Origin of the sequence: Bordetella genomosp. 7 (assembly GCF_002261415.1) — a bacterium.
GTDB lineage: Bacteria > Pseudomonadota > Gammaproteobacteria > Burkholderiales > Burkholderiaceae_B > Bordetella_A.
Window position 1 is genome coordinate 207376 of the sequence record NZ_NEVI01000006.1, and the last position, 16010, is coordinate 223385.

Annotated in this window: 13 protein-coding genes; 9 read left to right on the forward strand and 4 right to left on the reverse strand. The window is 65.0% G+C overall.

The genetic code is table 11. The features are described from left to right. Window positions 1-200 precede the first annotated feature (200 nt). Window positions 201-1190, reverse strand: coding sequence for a malate dehydrogenase (locus CAL18_RS04770; protein WP_026640428.1), 990 nt, complete (start codon window positions 1188-1190; stop codon window positions 201-203). Between the two features lie 290 nt (window positions 1191-1480). Between CAL18_RS04770 and CAL18_RS04775 the strand changes: the two genes are divergently transcribed. The 7 genes from CAL18_RS04775 (at window position 1481) to CAL18_RS04805 (ending at window position 7303) form a co-directional block, all read left to right on the forward strand. Next, window positions 1481-2260, forward strand: coding sequence for a GntR family transcriptional regulator (locus CAL18_RS04775; protein ID WP_026640429.1), 780 nt, complete (start codon window positions 1481-1483; stop codon window positions 2258-2260). A 121-nt stretch (window positions 2261-2381) separates the two neighbouring features. After that, window positions 2382-2795, forward strand: a complete 414-nt coding sequence (sdhC, locus tag CAL18_RS04780; RefSeq protein ID WP_026640430.1) for a succinate dehydrogenase, cytochrome b556 subunit — start codon at window positions 2382-2384, stop codon at window positions 2793-2795. Then, a complete protein-coding gene (gene sdhD / locus CAL18_RS04785) occupies window positions 2796-3179 on the forward strand; it encodes a succinate dehydrogenase, hydrophobic membrane anchor protein (RefSeq protein ID WP_026640431.1) in 384 nt (127 codons plus the stop codon). 3 nt (window positions 3180-3182) lie between these two features. After that, window positions 3183-4961 (forward strand): succinate dehydrogenase flavoprotein subunit, encoded by a 1779-nt coding sequence (gene sdhA / locus CAL18_RS04790; RefSeq protein WP_026640432.1) that lies wholly within the window; start codon window positions 3183-3185, stop codon window positions 4959-4961. A 13-nt stretch (window positions 4962-4974) separates the two neighbouring features. Beyond that, window positions 4975-5691, forward strand: coding sequence for a succinate dehydrogenase iron-sulfur subunit (locus tag CAL18_RS04795; protein WP_026640433.1), 717 nt, complete (start codon window positions 4975-4977; stop codon window positions 5689-5691). Between the two features lie 20 nt (window positions 5692-5711). After that, a complete protein-coding gene (locus CAL18_RS04800; RefSeq protein ID WP_026640434.1) occupies window positions 5712-5972 on the forward strand; it encodes a succinate dehydrogenase assembly factor 2 in 261 nt (86 codons plus the stop codon). Between the two features lie 20 nt (window positions 5973-5992). Further along, window positions 5993-7303: a citrate synthase gene (locus tag CAL18_RS04805; RefSeq protein WP_026640435.1), complete on the forward strand. Its 1311-nt coding sequence runs from the start codon at window positions 5993-5995 to the stop codon at window positions 7301-7303. A gap of 101 nt (window positions 7304-7404) precedes the next feature. Here the strand turns inward: CAL18_RS04805 and CAL18_RS04810 are convergent, their stop codons facing one another. From CAL18_RS04810 to mdeB, 3 genes are all read right to left on the reverse strand, one after another. Further along, window positions 7405-7857, reverse strand: coding sequence for a DUF2214 family protein (locus CAL18_RS04810; protein WP_094817414.1), 453 nt, complete (start codon window positions 7855-7857; stop codon window positions 7405-7407). A gap of 145 nt (window positions 7858-8002) precedes the next feature. Further along, window positions 8003-10291 (reverse strand): NADP-dependent malic enzyme, encoded by a 2289-nt coding sequence (locus CAL18_RS04815; protein ID WP_026640437.1) that lies wholly within the window; start codon window positions 10289-10291, stop codon window positions 8003-8005. Between the two features lie 144 nt (window positions 10292-10435). Beyond that, entirely contained in the window at window positions 10436-13099 is a 2664-nt protein-coding gene (gene mdeB, locus CAL18_RS04820; protein ID WP_026640438.1) for an alpha-ketoglutarate dehydrogenase, read from the reverse strand. Window positions 13100-13225: 126 nt separating this feature from the next. Here mdeB and CAL18_RS04825 point away from each other — a divergent pair, with 126 nt between their 5' ends. Continuing rightward, window positions 13226-13693, forward strand: coding sequence for an Lrp/AsnC family transcriptional regulator (locus CAL18_RS04825; RefSeq protein WP_026640439.1), 468 nt, complete (start codon window positions 13226-13228; stop codon window positions 13691-13693). Between the two features lie 64 nt (window positions 13694-13757). Beyond that, a complete protein-coding gene (locus CAL18_RS04830; RefSeq protein WP_094817415.1) occupies window positions 13758-15842 on the forward strand; it encodes an OPT family oligopeptide transporter in 2085 nt (694 codons plus the stop codon). The last annotated feature ends 168 nt before the right edge of the window (window positions 15843-16010 follow it).

Consider the following 16010-nt stretch of genomic DNA (forward strand, 5'->3'; position numbering starts at 1 on the left):
GCTCGGGCGCCCGGCCTGATTGTTATAGCGGAAAGCGCCGCGTGCCCGGACGGGCCCGGGGCTGCGCCATAAATCTGGGCCCTTGCCGCCGGCAGGCAAATCGGCCGGGAAAGACACAGGTTTATTGCGTAGGCGGCAGGAGCCTGACACCCGGGGGTGTGAGGCTCCTTTATACAGAGGGAAGCGCGCAGCGCTTCGGGTTATTTCAGCAAGTCTTTGACGCCGTCGCGCTCTTCGAGCAGTTCTTTCAGCGTGAAGTCCAGGCGCTCGCGCGAGAAGGCATCGATTTCCAGGCCTTCGACACGCTTGTATTCGCCGTTTTCGGTAATGACGGGCACGCCGTAGATGATGCCTTCGGGGATGCCGTAAGAGCCATCCGACGGGACGCCCATGGTGACCCACTTGCCGTTGCTGCCCAGCACCCAGTCGCGCACGTGGTCGATGGCGGCGTTGGCGGCCGAAGCAGCCGACGACAGGCCGCGGGCCTCGATGATGGCCGCGCCGCGCTTGCCCACCGTGGGGATGAACTCGTCGCGGTTCCAGGCGTCGTCGTTGATCAGGTCTTTGAGGCTCTGGCCGTTGACGGTGGCGAAGCGGTAGTCGGGGTACATCGTGGGCGAGTGGTTGCCCCACACGACCAGTTTTTCGATGTCGGCCACGGCCTTGCCCGATTTGGCCGCCAGTTGCGACAGCGCGCGGTTGTGATCCAGGCGCAGCATGGCGGTGAAGTTCTTGGCCGGCAGGTCGGGCGCCGACTTCATGGCGATGTAGGCGTTGGTGTTTGCGGGGTTGCCCACCACCAGCACCTTGACGTCACGGCTGGCCACATCGTTCAGGGCCTTGCCCTGGGCGGTGAAGATCTGGGCGTTGACGCTGAGGAGGTCTTTGCGTTCCATGCCGGGGCCGCGCGGGCGCGCGCCCACCAGCAGGGCGACGTCGGCGTCCTTGAATGCGGTGCGCGGATCGCTGTGCGCGGTGACTTCCTGCAGCAGCGGGAACGCGCAGTCATCCAGTTCCATGATGACGCCTTTCAGCGCTTTCTGGGCCTTTTCGTCGGGAATTTCCAGCAGTTGCAGAATGACCGGCTGGTCTTTGCCCAGCATCTCGCCCGAGGCGATGCGGAACAGCAGGGCGTAACCAATTTGGCCGGCGGCGCCGGTGACGGCGACACGCATGGCGGGCTTGGACATGAAGGTTCTCCGTAATGAGGTCGGTGAGAGAAAAAATCTCGCCAAACAGTGTAAACGCTGGGCACGGCTGCGTGCCGCCGGAGGGCCGGCAGATTGCTGTGAATCCTAGATGGATTTTATGAGCGCGTCAATTGCTCTTATATCTTATATAAGACATAAGACGTTGGACAATCAAGGCGGCGTTGTGCCACAATGATGCGTTTGCCCGGTACCCCGAAACACGGGTCTTTATCCGGCCCGCGCAGCGCGTTGCGCGCCGCCGCACCGAACAAGCACACTCGAACACATCCATGGCAGACCCCAGGCCCGATCCCGCCCCTCGCAATCGCGCCGCCCGCACCGCGGGCGAGGGGGCGGCGTTCAGCCCGCTGTATCGCCAGATCAAGGAATTGCTGGTGCAAAGCCTGGAGCGGGGCGAATGGAAACCCGGCGAACTCATCCCCAGCGAAATCGACCTGGCCGCACGGTTCCAGGTCAGCCAGGGCACCGTGCGCAAGGCCGTCGACGAACTGGCTGCCGAGCACCTGCTGCTGCGCCGCCAGGGCAAGGGCACCTTCGTGGCCACCCACCACGAAGCGCGCGTGCGCTATCGCTTCCTGCGCCTGGCGCCTGACGAAGAAGGCGAAGGCGGGCGTGCCGAAAGCCGTATTCTCGAATGCAGGCGCATGCGCGCGCCGGCCGAGATCGCCCGCGCGCTCGAACTGCGCGCCGGCGAGACCGTGGTCACCATCCGCCGCCAGCTTTCCATGAACCACCGGCCTACCGTCATCGACGACATCTGGCTGCCCGGGGCGCTGTTCCGCACGCTTACATTCGAACTGCTGGCCGCCAACAAGGCGCCGCTGTACGGCCTGTTCGAAACGGAGTTCGGCGTGAGCATGGTTCGCGCCGACGAAAAGATCCGTGCCGTGACGGCGCCGGCCGACATCGCGACGCTGCTGGGCGTCGAGTCGGGCACGCCGCTGCTGCAAGTCGACCGCGTGTCGTATACCTATGGCGACCGTCCGGTCGAGGTGCGCCGCGGCTTATACGTTACCGATCACTATCATTATCGCAATAGCCTGAATTGATGAGCTTTTTTCCTACGATTTGATACCGACCCGATCTCTGGGCGAAAATAGCGTGTTTGCCCGCAAGGGCGATGCGAATTTCGCTGTCACGAATCCCTAGCACCGTAACACCGAGGCCGTCATGTCCGACACCGCTGCCAAGCCACGTCCGCAGTTCCGCAATATCGGAATTGCGCAAATCGCCCGCTATCGCCTGCCGCTCGCGGGCAAGCTGTCCATCCTGCACCGCGTCAGCGGCGCGCTGCTCTTTCTCTGTCTTCCCTTGGTCATCCTGCCGCTGTTCGCGGCCAGCGTGACCTCGCCGGACAGCTTCGCGCAAGTGGCCCAATATGCCGGCCACCCGCTGGTCAAGCTGGTGGTGCTGGCCCTGGTGTGGAGCTACCTGCACCACTTCTGTGCCGGCATCCGCTACCTGATGCTCGACCTGCACATCGGCGTGGACAAGATCTCGGCCCAGAAAAGCGCCGGCGTGGTTTTCGGCGTCAGCCTCGCGCTGACCCTGGTGTTCGCACTCAAATTGTTCGGAGCTCTGTAAATGGCCGCTTCCAAGAACTATGGCCCCACCCGCCTCGTCGTGGGCGCCCATTACGGTGTCATCGACTTCATCGCCCAGCGCATTACCGCGGTCATCATGGCCATCTATACGCTGGTGCTCATCGTCGGCATGCTGGTGATGCCGTCCTTCTCGTACGAAAGCTGGAAGGCGCTGTTCACCTTCCGCGTGTATGCCATTCCTGTCGGCCAGATCCTGGCCACCCTGTTTTTCCTGGCGCTGGCGTGGCATGCCTGGATCGGCGTGCGCGACATCTGGATGGACTACGTCAAGCCCGCGGGCGTGCGTATGCTGTTGCAGGTGTTGACCATCCTCTGGCTGGTCGGTTCGGTCGTTTATTTCGCGCAAATCCTCTGGAGTATCTAAGCCGTGGTCTCTGTCATGAATTCATTGCCGCGCCGCCAATTCGATGTGGTGGTGGTCGGCGCCGGCGGAGCCGGCATGCGTTGCTCGCTGCAACTGGCCCAGGCAGGCCTGTCGGTGGCGGTGCTTTCCAAAGTGTTCCCCACGCGTTCGCACACCGTGGCTGCGCAGGGCGGCGTCAGCGCCTCGCTGGGCAACATGAGCGAAGACAACTGGTACTGGCACATGTACGACACCGTCAAGGGGTCCGACTGGCTGGGTGACCAGGATGCCATCGAGTTCATGTGCCGCGAAGCGCCCAACGCGGTGTACGAGCTCGAGCATTTCGGCATGCCGTTCGACCGCAACGCCGACGGCACGATCTACCAGCGCCCCTTTGGCGGACACACGGCAAACTTCGGCGAAAAGCCGGTGCAGCGCGCCTGTGCCGCAGCCGACCGTACCGGCCACGCCCTGCTGCACACGCTGTACCAGCGCAACGTGGCCGCGCGCACCCAGTTCTTCGTCGAATGGATGGCGCTGGACCTGCTGCGCAATGAGGCCGGCGACGTGGTTGGCGTCACGGCGCTCGAAATGGAAACCGGCGACATCTACATCCTGGAAGCCAAGGCCACTGTGCTGGCTACCGGCGGCGCCGGCCGCATCTGGGCCGCGTCCACCAATGCCTTCATCAATACGGGCGACGGCCTGGGCATGGCCGCGCGCGCGGGCATTCCGCTGCAGGACATGGAGTTCTGGCAGTTCCACCCCACCGGCGTGGCCGGCGCGGGCGTGCTGATCACCGAAGGCGTGCGCGGCGAAGGCGGCATCCTGCTGAACAAAGACGGCGAACGCTTCATGGAGCGCTATGCGCCCACTCTGAAAGACCTGGCGCCGCGCGACTTCGTGTCGCGCTCGATGGACCAGGAAATCAAGGAAGGCCGCGGCTGCGGTCCCGATGGCAGCTACGTGGTGCTCAAGCTCGATCACCTCGGCGCCGACGTCATCAACAAGCGGCTGCCGTCCATCCGCGAAATCGCCATCAAGTTCGGCAACGTCGACCCCATCAAAGAGCCGATCCCGGTCGTGCCCACCATTCACTACCAGATGGGCGGCATCCCGGCCAACTATCACGGCCAGGTGCTTTCGCGCGTCAACGGCGAAAACCAGATCGTCAACGGCCTGTACGCCATCGGCGAGTGCGCCGCGGTGTCGGTGCACGGCGCCAACCGCCTGGGCACCAACTCGCTGCTCGACCTCATCGTGTTCGGCCGCGCCACCGGCAACCACATCGTGTCGACGCATCTCGAGCGCCAGCATTCGCACCAGCCGGTGCCCAAAGAAGCCGTCGATTTCTCGATGCAGCGCGTGGCCAAGCTGGAAGGCCGCACCTCGGGCGAAAAGACCCAGGACGTCGCCAACGCCATCCGCGTGTCCATGCAGCGCCACTGCGGCGTGTTCCGCACGCTCGAACTGCTCAACGAGGGCGTGGGCCAGATCGACGACCTCGCCAAGCAGGCCGAGCACATCTACTTCAAGGACAAGTCCAAGGTGTTCAACACCGCCCGCATCGAGGCGCTGGAACTGGCCAACATGACCGAAGTGGCGCGCGCCACCATCAAGTCGGCCGCCAACCGCCACGAAAGCCGCGGCGCGCATGCGCTGGACGACTTCCCCAACCGCGACGACGAGAACTGGCTGAAGCACACCCTGTGGTATTCGGAAGACAGCCGCCTCGAATACAAGCCCGTTCAAATGAAGCCCCTGACGGTCGAGTCCTTCCCGCCCAAGGCGCGTACTTTCTAAGCAGGATGCTGCGATGAGCACCAAAAGAATCGTCAAATTCGAGATCTACCGCTACGACCCGGACAAGGACGAGCGCCCCTACATGCAGAAGCTGGAGGTCGAACTCCAGCCCACCGACAAGATGCTGCTCGATGCGCTCGTGCGCATCAAGAACGACGTGGACGACAGCCTGGCGCTGCGCCGTTCCTGCCGCGAAGGCGTGTGCGGCTCGGACGCCATGAACATCAACGGCAAGAACGGCCTGGCCTGCACGACCAACCTGCGCGAGCTGAAAGAGCCCATCGTGCTCAAGCCGTTGCCCGGCCTGCCCGTCATCCGCGACCTGATCGTGGACATGACGCACTTCTTCAATCAGTACCACTCGGTACGGCCGTATCTCATCAATGACACGCCGCCGCCCGAGCGCGAACGCCTGCAATCGCCCGAGGCCCGCGAAGAGCTCGACGGCCTGTACGAGTGCATTCTGTGCGCCTGCTGCTCGACGTCCTGCCCGTCGTTCTGGTGGAACCCCGACAAGTTCGTGGGCCCCGCCGGCCTGCTGCAGGCGTACCGTTTCCTGGCCGACAGCCGGGACGAGGCCACCGGCGAACGCCTGGACAACCTCGAAGATCCTTATCGCCTGTTCCGCTGCCACACGATCATGAACTGTGTGGACGTCTGTCCGAAGGGCCTGAACCCGACCAAGGCCATCGGCAAGATCAAGGAACTGATGGTTCGCCGCACGGTCTAGTAAAACAACACAGGGACACCATGAGCAGCCTTACCGAACTCGACCGGACACGCCTGCGCTGGCGGGCGCGCCGGGGCCTGCTCGAAAACGACCTGATCATTACCCGGTACCTGGACGCATACGAAACGCAGCTTACCGATGACGACGTCAAAGCGCTGACACAGTTGTTCGAGCTGGGCGACAACGACCTGCTCGACCTGCTGTTGGCGCGCAAGGAGCCCGAAGGGCAGCTTGATACGCCGCGGATACACGCCATCATCGGGCAAATGCGTGCACTCTGATTATTTTTGAGGAAACAGCGATGAACCTGTCTGACAAGAAAGCAACACTATCGTTCTCCGACGGCTCTGCGTCGATCGAGTTCCCGGTCTACAAGGGCACGATCGGCCCGGACGTCATCGACATCCGCAAGCTCTACGGTCAGACGGGCATGTTCACGTTCGACCCCGGGTTCATGTCGACGGCGGCCTGCGAGTCGGCCATCACCTATATCGACGGCGACAAGGGCGAACTGCTGTACCGCGGCTACCCCATCGAACAGTTGGCGGTGAACTGCGATTTCCTCGACATCTGCTACCTGATCCTGAACGGCGAACTGCCCAACGGCGGCCAGAAAGCCGATTTCGACTCGCAGGTCACGCACCACACGATGGTGAACGAGCAGCTGCATTTTTTCCTGCGCGGCTTTCGCCGCGACGCGCACCCCATGGCCGTCCTGACCGGCCTGGTGGGCGCGCTGTCGGCCTTCTACCACGACTCCACCGACATCACCAATCCGCAGCATCGGCACATTTCGGCCATTCGCCTCATCGCCAAGATGCCGACGCTGGTGGCCATGGCGTACAAGTATTCGCAAGGCCAGCCTTTCATCTACCCGCAGAACGACTTGTCGTACACCGGCAATTTCCTGCGCATGATGTTCGCCACGCCGTGCGAAGAGTACAAGGTCAATGAAGTGGTCGAGCGCGCGCTCGATCGCATCTTCATCCTGCACGCCGACCACGAACAGAACGCCTCGACCTCCACCGTGCGCCTGTGCGGCTCGTCGGGCACCAACCCCTTCGCCGCCATTTCGGCCGGCGTGGCCTGCCTGTGGGGCCCTGCCCACGGCGGCGCCAACGAAGCGTGCCTGCAAATGCTCGAAGAGCTGCAGGCCAACGGCGGCGTGGCCAAGGTCGGCGAGTTCATGGAAAAGGTCAAGGACAAGAACTCGGGCGTGCGCCTGATGGGCTTTGGCCATCGCGTCTACAAGAACTACGATCCGCGCGCCAAGCTGATGCAGGAAACCTGCAAAGAAGTACTGCAGTCGCTGGGCCTGGAAAACGACCCGCTCTTCAAGCTGGCCATGGAGCTCGAACGCATCGCCCTGGAAGACGACTACTTCGTGCAGCGCAAGCTGTACCCCAACGTAGACTTCTATTCGGGCATCGTGCAGCGCGCCATCGGCATTCCCACCTCGCTGTTCACCGCGATTTTCGCGTTGGCCCGCACGGTGGGCTGGATCGCCCAGTGGAACGAAATGCTGTCCGATCCGGACTACAAGATCGGTCGCCCGCGCCAGCTGTTCAGCGGCGCTGCGCCGCGCGACGTGCCGGCCATGGACAAGCGCTGATCCTCCCGGATACACGCCCCATCAATAAAAAACGCCCGCAAGGGCGTTTTTTATTTGCGGCCGATATCGGATGATTTCGGCCGCGGGCGCGAAGCCGATGGCTACATGCCGATGCCGCGGGCCATCAGCACGGCGAACAGCGGCAACAGGACGAACAGATGTGTTTCCAGCATGACCCATCGACGGGCCTTCTTGATGTCGAGGTCGGAGGGGGTGTAGCCGGGTTGCTGTCGTTCCTGCTTGCGCCAGCGCAAGAACGCCAGGGTCGGCGGGATCGAGCACAGCCCGATCACCACGAAGAGCGTGATCTTGGCGTGGAACCAGGGATTGCCCATGTAGAAGGCGGCGCCCTTGGGGCCTGCCATCAGGCGCAACAGGCCGGTGACCAGCACCGCCAGCGCGGATACCAGGTACCAGCGATCGTACAGCGCCAGGCGACGTATCGTGTCGGGGGCCAACCCGGGGCGCAGCAGCACCGCCTGGGCGGACATGATGACGATAAGCACGAAAATCGCCAGGTAGTGTATCCAGGCGAGTAAAGCGTCTTGCAACATGACGGCTCCGGTGGAAAAGGCTAGTGGCTTTTTAACATTGCGCGGGCGGCATGCCTACCGCTGCCCGTCATGAAAAAACAGGGAGCCCGTCCCGGGCTCCCTGTTGTATTGCGAGGCGCGCCGCGGCGGCGGCGCACGCGACGGATCAGCGCAGTTGGCCCGCGGCTTCCTGTTGCGCATCCACGACGGCAAGCGCGGTCATGTTGACGATGCGACGCACGGTGGCGCTGGTAGTAAGGATATGCACCGGACGGGCCGCGCCCAGCAGGATCGGCCCCATGGCGATGCCGTTGCTGCCGGTCATCTTCAGGATGTTGTAGGTGATATTGCCGGTATCGAGGTTGGGCATGACCAGCAGGTTCGCACGGCCCTTCAGTTTGCTGTCCGGATAGGCCAGCATGCGGATTTTCTCGGAAAGCGCCGCGTCCGCATGCATCTCGCCGTCGACCTCGAGATCGGGCGCGCGCTCTTCGATCAGGCGCCGGGCCTGGGCCATTTTCTGGGAAGAAGCCGTCATGCGGCTGCCGAAGTTGGAGTGCGACAGCAACGCCACCTTGGGCACGACGCCGAAGCGCAGCATTTCTTCCGCAGCCTGCACGGTGATGTTGGCGATTTCTTCGGCGTCGGGATTTTCGTTGACGTGCGTGTCGGTGACGAACAGCGTCTGGTCGGGCAGCATCAGCACGTTCAGCGCCGCGTAGGTCTGGCCCGGCTTGCGGCCGATGACTTCGTCGACATACTTGAGCTGGTTGTCGTACTTGCTTGCCACGCCGCACAGCAGGGCGTCGGCGTCGCCGCGCCGCAGCAGCATGGCGCCGATCAGGGTGTTGTGCTTGCGTATCATCGCCTTGGCGATGGCGGGCGTGACACCCTCGCGACCCTTGAGCTGGTAGTAGGCGTTCCAGGTTTCGCTGAACCGGCTGTCGTCTTCGGGGTCGACGATCTCGATGTTCTGGCCGGCCACCAGGCGCAGGCCCGCCTTCTTGACACGCATCTCGATGACCGCGGGGCGGCCCACCAGGATCGGGTAGGCGAGCTTTTCGTCAACGACGGTTTGCGCCGCGCGCAGCACGCGTTCGTCTTCGCCGTCTGCGTAGATGACGCGCTTGGGCGCCTGCTTGGCCTGCGCGAACAGCGGACGCATCAGTTGGCCCGAGTGGTACACGAAGCCCATCAGCTGCTGACGATAGCCTTCGATGTCCTGGATGGGGCGCAGGGCAACGCCGGAGTCGGCGGCCGCTTGTGCGACGGCGGGCGCGATCTGTACGATAAGCCGCGGGTCGAAAGGCTTGGGAATGATGTATTCGGGCCCGAAGGACAAGTCCTGGCCATCGTACGCGCGGGCCACCTCATCGTTCTGTTCGGCCTGCGCCAGTTCGGCAATGGCTTTCACGCAGGCGAGCTTCATTTCCTCGGTGATGCGGGTCGCGCCTGCGTCCAGGGCGCCACGGAAAATGAAGGGAAAGCACAGGACGTTGTTGACCTGGTTGGGGTAGTCCGACCGGCCGGTGGCGATGATGCAGTCGGGGCGCGCGGCGCGCGCGACCTCGGGACGGATCTCGGGTTCGGGGTTGGCCAGGGCCAGGATCAGGGGGCGGTCGGCCATGGTCTTGACCATGTCGGCCGTCAGCACGCCGGCGGCCGAGCAGCCCAGGAACACGTCGGCGCCTTGCACCACGTCGGCCAGCGTGCGCGCCTCGGTCTTTTGCGCGTACCGCTGCTTGTTGGGTTCCATGTTGGCGTCGCGGCCTTCCCAGATCACGCCGCGCGAGTCGACCACGTAGATGTTCTCGCGCTTGATGCCCAGGTGCACCAGCAGGTCCAGGCAGGCGATCGCCGCGGCGCCCGCGCCCGACACGGCGAGCTTGACCTGGGTGATGTCCTTGCCCACGACTTTCAGGCCGTTCAGGATGGCTGCCGACGAGATGATGGCGGTGCCGTGCTGGTCGTCATGGAACACCGGAATCTTCATGCGATCGCGCAGCTTCTTTTCAATGTAGAAGCATTCGGGCGCCTTGATGTCTTCCAGGTTGACGCCGCCCAGCGTGGGTTCCAGCGCCGCGATGATGTCGACGAGCTTGTCCGGGTCGGTTTCGGCGAGTTCGATGTCGAACACGTCGATGCCCGCGAACTTCTTGAAGAGGCAGCCTTTGCCTTCCATGACCGGCTTGGCGGCCAGCGGGCCGATGTCGCCCAGGCCGAGCACGGCAGTGCCGTTCGTGATGACGCCCACCAGGTTGGCGCGCGAGGTGTACTTGGCTGCGGCCTCGTCGCCCTGGTCGAAAATCGCCATGCAGGCGGCGGCTACGCCTGGCGAATAGGCCAGCGACAGGTCGTCCTGGTTGGCCAGCGTCTTGGTGGGCATCACCGAGATCTTGCCGGGTGTGGGGTGGGCGTGATAGTCCAGCGCCAGTTTGGTAAGCGTTTCGTCCATGCTGAGGTAGGCCTTTGCGGCAACAAGAAAACAAGGCGGGCGGAGGCGCCCGCCTTCAAAAAATGCAAGGCATCTATTTCAACAGAAAGCGGCCCCGCATTTTGCTGCAACGCAGCGTAATCCGGCGCCGTGGCGGGAGTCGCGCTACGCCAGCCAGGGCGGCGTGGCGCGCTCGGCGGCGCCCAGTTTTTCGCGCAGCGCCTGCCTTGCGCCCCGGAGGGTGGTATCGCGGTCCGCGAGCAGGTCCAGCGCCTGCAGCACGATCCAGTCGGCGCCCACTTCAAAAAAATCACGCAGGCGCGCCCGGGTATCGCTGCGGCCGAAGCCGTCGGTGCCCACGGTGCGATAGGGCGCGGCGATCCATGCTCGGATCTGTTCGGGCACGGCGCGTACGTAGTCGCTGGCCGCGACCACCGGGGTGTCGCCCGGCAGACAGTGTTCCACCCAGCCTGGCGCATCGCCCAGCCCCAGCGTGCGGGCCCGTTCGCTGGCGCGCCCGTCGCGGGCAAGTTCCGAGAAGCTGGTCACGCTCCAGACCTCGGCGGCGATATCGTAATCTTGCGCAAGACGCTCGGCGGCCTGCAGGGCTTCGGCCAGCATGGGCCCGGCGCCCAGCAGCCGGACGCGGGCCCCGGGCGCGGCGCGCACGCGATGCATGCCGCGAAGGATGCCCGCCCGCGCGTCGTTTGACGGCAGGCTGGGTTGCGGCAGGTTTTCGTTGGTGACGGTCAGGTAGTAGAACTCGTCGCATTGCTCTTGCAGCATGCGGCGCATGCCGTGTTCCAGAATGACCGCGGCCTCGTAAGCGTGGGCGGGGTCATAGGCGCGGCAGTTCGGAACCGTGGCGGCGACCAGGTGGCTGGAGCCGTCCTGGTGCTGCAGGCCTTCGCCGCCCAGCGTGGTGCGCCCCGATGTGGCGCCTATCAGGAAGCCGCGCGCGCGCTGGTCGGCCGCTGCCCAGATCAGGTCGCCGATGCGCTGGAACCCGAACATCGAATAATAGATATAGAAAGGCAGCATCGGCAGGCCGTTTACCGAATAACTGGTGCCGGCCGCCGTCCATGATGAAATGGCGCCCGCCTCGGTAATGCCTTCTTCCAGGATCTGCCCGTCCAGCGCCTCGCGGTAATACAGCACCGAGCCGATGTCTTCGGGTTCGTACAGTTGCCCTTGCGCCGAGTAAATGCCGATCTGGCGAAACAGATTGGCCATGCCGAAGGTGCGCGCCTCGTCGGCGACGATGGGCACAATGCGCGGGCCCAGGGCTTCGTCCTTGAGCAGCCCGCCCAGCATGCGCACGATGGCCATCGTCGACGACATTTCCTTGCCGTCTGCTTCCAGCGCAAAGCGCGCCCATCGGTCGGCAGGCGGCGCGGCGAGGCCGGGCGCCTTGGTCTGCCGCCGCGGCACATAGCCCCCCAGCGCGGCGCGCCGGGCCTGCAGATAGCGCAGTTCGGGGCTGTCGGAGGAAGGCCGGTAGAATTTCAGCGCCAGGCAGTCGGCATCGGTGATCGGCAGCGCGAACCTGTCGCGGAAGGCCAGCAAGGCGTCGTCGTCCAGCTTTTTCTGCTGGTGCGTGGTCATCTTGCCCTGGCCGGCCGAGCCCATGCCGTAGCCTTTTTTTGTCTGCGCGAGGATGACCGTGGGCTGGCCACGATGCCGCACGGCGCGGTGATACGCCGCGTAGATCTTGACGATGTCGTGCCCGCCGCGCCGCAGCCGGTCGATGGCCTCGTCCGACCAGTCGGCGACCAGCGCGGCCAGCTCGGGGTGCTGGTTGAAGAAGTGCGAGCGGTTGTAGGCGCCGTCGTTGGCAGCGAATGTCTGGAACTGGCCATCGACGGTGCGTGCGAAGGCGCGGGCCAGCGCGCCCGTGGCATCGCGAGCGAGCAGGGCGTCCCAGTCGCCGCCCCATACCAGCTTGATGACATTCCAGCCCGCGCCCGCATAAAGGGTTTCCAGTTCGTCGATGATGCGCCCGTTGCCGCGTACCGGCCCGTCCAGGCGCTGCAGGTTGCAATTGACCACGAACACCAGGTTGTCGAGCCTTTCCCGCGCGGCGAGCGTCAGCGCCGCGATGGACTCCGGTTCGTCCATTTCGCCGTCGCCGAAGATTCCCCACACCTTGCGGTCGGAGGCGGGCGCGAGCGAACGGTTTTCCAGATAGCGCAGGAAGCGGGCCTGATAAATGGCGTTGATCGGCCCTATGCCCATGGAGCCGGTGGGAAACTGCCAGAAATCGGGCATCAGCCAGGGGTGGGGGTAGGACGACAGGCCGCGCAGGCCCCGCGCTTGGGCGGTGATCTCCTGCCGGAAATGGGCCAGGTCTTCTTCGCCCAGGAAACCTTCCAGGTAGGCGCGGGCATACACGCCGGGCGCGGAGTGGGGCTGCAGGTACACCAGGTCGCCCGGGGAATCGGCGACGGCGCCTCGGAAAAAGTGATTGAAGCCCACTTCGAAGAGGTCGGCCGCCGACGCATAGCTGGCGATGTGGCCGCCCAGTTCGCCGTGTGCCTGGTTGGCCCGCACCACCATCGCCAGCGCGTTCCATCGATTGATGGACGCGATCCGCTCTTCAAGCGCCAGGTCGCCCGGGAAGGGCGGCTGCTCGTGCGCGGGGATGGTGTTCAGGTAGGCGCTGCGCGTCTGCCCGGCCGCGCGCACCCCCGACGCCGCGGCCTGGGCCAGCAGCTCATCCAGTACGTAGGCGGCCCGGGGCGCCCCTTGCGCCCCTACCAGCGCTTGGAACGCTTCTTTCCACTCGGCGGTTTCGGTGGGGTCAATGTCTTCTGGCATGGCGTCGAGCATGGCGGTCGGAATCTCCTGTGGAGGGTCATCCTATCGCGTTCGCCGTGACATAAGTATTCGAAAATGTGCCGACAGGCTGGGCTGTCCGGCATAATATTCGGCAGATAATTCGATTCACAGTCAAAAATGCCAAACAAACTGGATCAGACCGACCGCCGCATCCTGGCGATCCTGCAAACCGATTCCAGCCTGACCAATGTCGAGCTGGCCCGCCGGGTGCACCTGTCGCCGTCTCCGTGCCTGGCGCGCGTGAAGGCGCTGGAGGCGGCCGGCGTCATCCGCGGCTACGTGGCCCTGGCCGATCCGCTGCAACTGGGCCTGAGCCTGAACGTGTTCATCCAGGTCAGCCTGGAAAAGCAGGTCGAGACCGAGCTCGAGCGTTTCCAGAATGCCATGGCCGAATGCCCGGAAGTCATGGAGTGCTACCTGATGACCGGCGATTCCGATTACCTGTTGCGCGTGGTGGTGCCGGACATGCAGGGGCTGGAGCGTTTCGTGGTGAATCGCCTGTCGCGCATTCCGGGCGTGCGCAACATCCGATCCGGCTTCGCGCTGAAGCAGGTCAAATATCAGACCGCGCTGCCGTTGGGCTAGCGCAGGCCGGCAGGGCGCAGGGGCGTAGAATCGTCGGGTCGTCCACATAGAGGCTGCCCGACCCATGTCCGCTTTCGACCGAGTTCCCGATTCGATCACGTTGCCCGAACTGACCGTACGCGGCGTGATCATCGGCGCGCTGATTACCGTCGTATTTACTGCATCGAACGTGTTCCTGGGGCTGAAAGTGGGCCTGACCTTCTCGTCGGCCATTCCGGCGGCGGTCATCTCCATGTCGGTGCTGCGGCTGTTCAACAACGCCAACATCCTGGAAAACAACATGGTGCAGACGCAGGCCTCGGCCGCGGGCACCCTGTCGGCGATCATCTTCATCCTGCCGGCGCTGGTCATGATGGGCCACTGGCAGGGCTTTCCTTTCTGGCAGACCCTGGGCATCTGCGCGGCAGGCGGCATGCTGGGGGTGATGTTCACGATTCCGCTGCGCCACATCATGGTCGTGCAAAGCGACCTGCCTTACCCCGAGGGCGTGGCCGCCGCCGAAATCCTGCGGGTGGGCAGCAGCGGCGCGCCCGGGCAGGCGGACGCGAGCGCCGATGCCGGCCGGCCCGCTGCCGAAAAACCGGCCGCGGCCCCTACCGGCATGGCCGACATCCTCAGCGGCGCCGGGGTGGCGGCGGCCGTCAGTTTCGCCGTCAACGGCCTGCGCGTGCTGGGCGACAGCGTCAGCATGTGGCCCACGCTGGGGGCGGCGGTGTTTCGCCTGCCCATGGGCTTTTCGCTGGCGCTGATGGGCGCAGGCTATCTCATCGGCATTGTCGCCGGCCTGGCCATGCTGACCGGGCTGGTGATCGCCTGGGGCATTGCGGTGCCGGTGCTGACGGCGACGGGCACGATGGCCGCCGGGCAGTCCGTGGCCGACTACGCCACCGGAATCTGGAGTTCGCAGGTGCGCTTCATCGGCGCAGGGGTGATCGGCGTGGGCGCCATCTGGACGCTTGCCACGCTGTTTGTCCCGATGATGCGCGGCATCCACACGTCGTTCGCGGCGTTCACGGCGGCGGGGCGGCTGGCCCAGGCCGATGCGCCCCGCACGCAGCAAGACCTGCCGGCCCGCTGGATATCGCTGGTGACGCTGGTGCTGGTGGCCATTCTGGTGGCAACGTTCATGGCATTCCTCAGGCCCACGCCGGCGGCCCAGGGCCACGTGGGCATGCTGGTGGCGTATTCCGTGGCGTTCGCCTTCATTTTCGGCTTTCTGGTGGCGGCGGCATGCGGCTACATGGCCGGGCTGGTGGGCTCGTCCACCAGCCCGATCTCGGGCGTGGGCATCGTGGCCATCGTGCTGGTGTCGCTGCTGATGCTGGCGCTCGAAACCGCCAACGGCATCCTGGCCACGCCCGACGGCACCCGCATGGCCATCGGCCTGGCCATTTTCACGACCTCGGCCGTCGTGGCGGTGGCCTCCATCTCCAATGACAACCTGCAGGACCTGAAAACCGGCTGGCTGGTCGGCGCCACCCCCTGGCGCCAGCAGGTGGCGCTGCTGATCGGCTGCGTGGTGGGCGCGGCGGTCATTTCGCCTGTACTGGAACTGCTCTACAACGCCTATGGCTTTGCCGGCGCGCTGCCGCGCCCGGGCATGGACCCCGACGCGGCCCTGTCGGCCCCGCAGGCCACGCTGATGCTGGCGATCGCCCAAGGCATCTTCACCCACCAGCTGAACTGGCTGATGATCCTGATCGGCATGGCCACGGGGGTGGGGCTCATCCTGGTAGACCAGGTGCTGCGGCGCACCTGCAAGGTGGCGCGCATGCCCGTACTGGCGGTGGGCATCGGCATCTACCTGCCGCCCACGGTAAGCGCCCCGCTGGTGGTGGGGGCGGTGCTGGCGTGGTGCATCCAGCGCGCCGTGCAGGCCCGGGCTCGCCGCACGGGCCTGCCCTACGAAGCCTGCGCCGAGCCGGTCAACCGGCGCGGTACCCTGCTGGCCTCGGGCCTGATCGTGGGCGAAAGCCTGGTTGGCGTGCTGATGGCGGCCATCATCGGCGCGACGGGCGAAGAAGCGCCCCTGGCCATCGCGGGTCCGGGCTTTGCCACCGCGGCCTCGTGGCTGGGGCTGGCGGTGTTTGCGCTGGCGACAGGGCTGTTTTACCGGCGCGCGCTGGCCGCCCGGCCGGCGCGCCCCTGAGCCCGCAGCGCGCGGGGCCGGCGTCGTTTTCGCGTCACAGCCGGCCGCGCGCCGATCGCGTTCAATGCCGGCCGATGCCGGCATCATCGCGGATGTTGCGACGGGCCATGCTGCACCGGAATGCCGGCATGCCGTAGGGTAGGGCTCTTGCGGCTGCGCGACAAGACG

What these genes read in the sequence shown, in the direction of transcription:
- CAL18_RS04770 (WP_026640428.1), bottom strand. Translation starts at nt 1,190, where the DNA reads ATGTCCAAGCCCGCCATGCGTGTCGCCGTCACCGGCGCCGCCGGCCAA.
- CAL18_RS04775 (WP_026640429.1), top strand. Translation starts at nt 1,481, where the DNA reads ATGGCAGACCCCAGGCCCGATCCCGCCCCTCGCAATCGCGCCGCCCGC.
- sdhC (WP_026640430.1), top strand. Translation starts at nt 2,382, where the DNA reads ATGTCCGACACCGCTGCCAAGCCACGTCCGCAGTTCCGCAATATCGGA.
- sdhD (WP_026640431.1), top strand. Translation starts at nt 2,796, where the DNA reads ATGGCCGCTTCCAAGAACTATGGCCCCACCCGCCTCGTCGTGGGCGCC.
- CAL18_RS04795 (WP_026640433.1), top strand. Translation starts at nt 4,975, where the DNA reads ATGAGCACCAAAAGAATCGTCAAATTCGAGATCTACCGCTACGACCCG.
- CAL18_RS04800 (WP_026640434.1), top strand. Translation starts at nt 5,712, where the DNA reads ATGAGCAGCCTTACCGAACTCGACCGGACACGCCTGCGCTGGCGGGCG.
- CAL18_RS04805 (WP_026640435.1), top strand. Translation starts at nt 5,993, where the DNA reads ATGAACCTGTCTGACAAGAAAGCAACACTATCGTTCTCCGACGGCTCT.
- CAL18_RS04810 (WP_094817414.1), bottom strand. Translation starts at nt 7,857, where the DNA reads ATGTTGCAAGACGCTTTACTCGCCTGGATACACTACCTGGCGATTTTC.
- CAL18_RS04815 (WP_026640437.1), bottom strand. Translation starts at nt 10,291, where the DNA reads ATGGACGAAACGCTTACCAAACTGGCGCTGGACTATCACGCCCACCCC.
- mdeB (WP_026640438.1), bottom strand. Translation starts at nt 13,099, where the DNA reads ATGCTCGACGCCATGCCAGAAGACATTGACCCCACCGAAACCGCCGAG.
- CAL18_RS04825 (WP_026640439.1), top strand. Translation starts at nt 13,226, where the DNA reads ATGCCAAACAAACTGGATCAGACCGACCGCCGCATCCTGGCGATCCTG.
- CAL18_RS04830 (WP_094817415.1), top strand. Translation starts at nt 13,758, where the DNA reads ATGTCCGCTTTCGACCGAGTTCCCGATTCGATCACGTTGCCCGAACTG.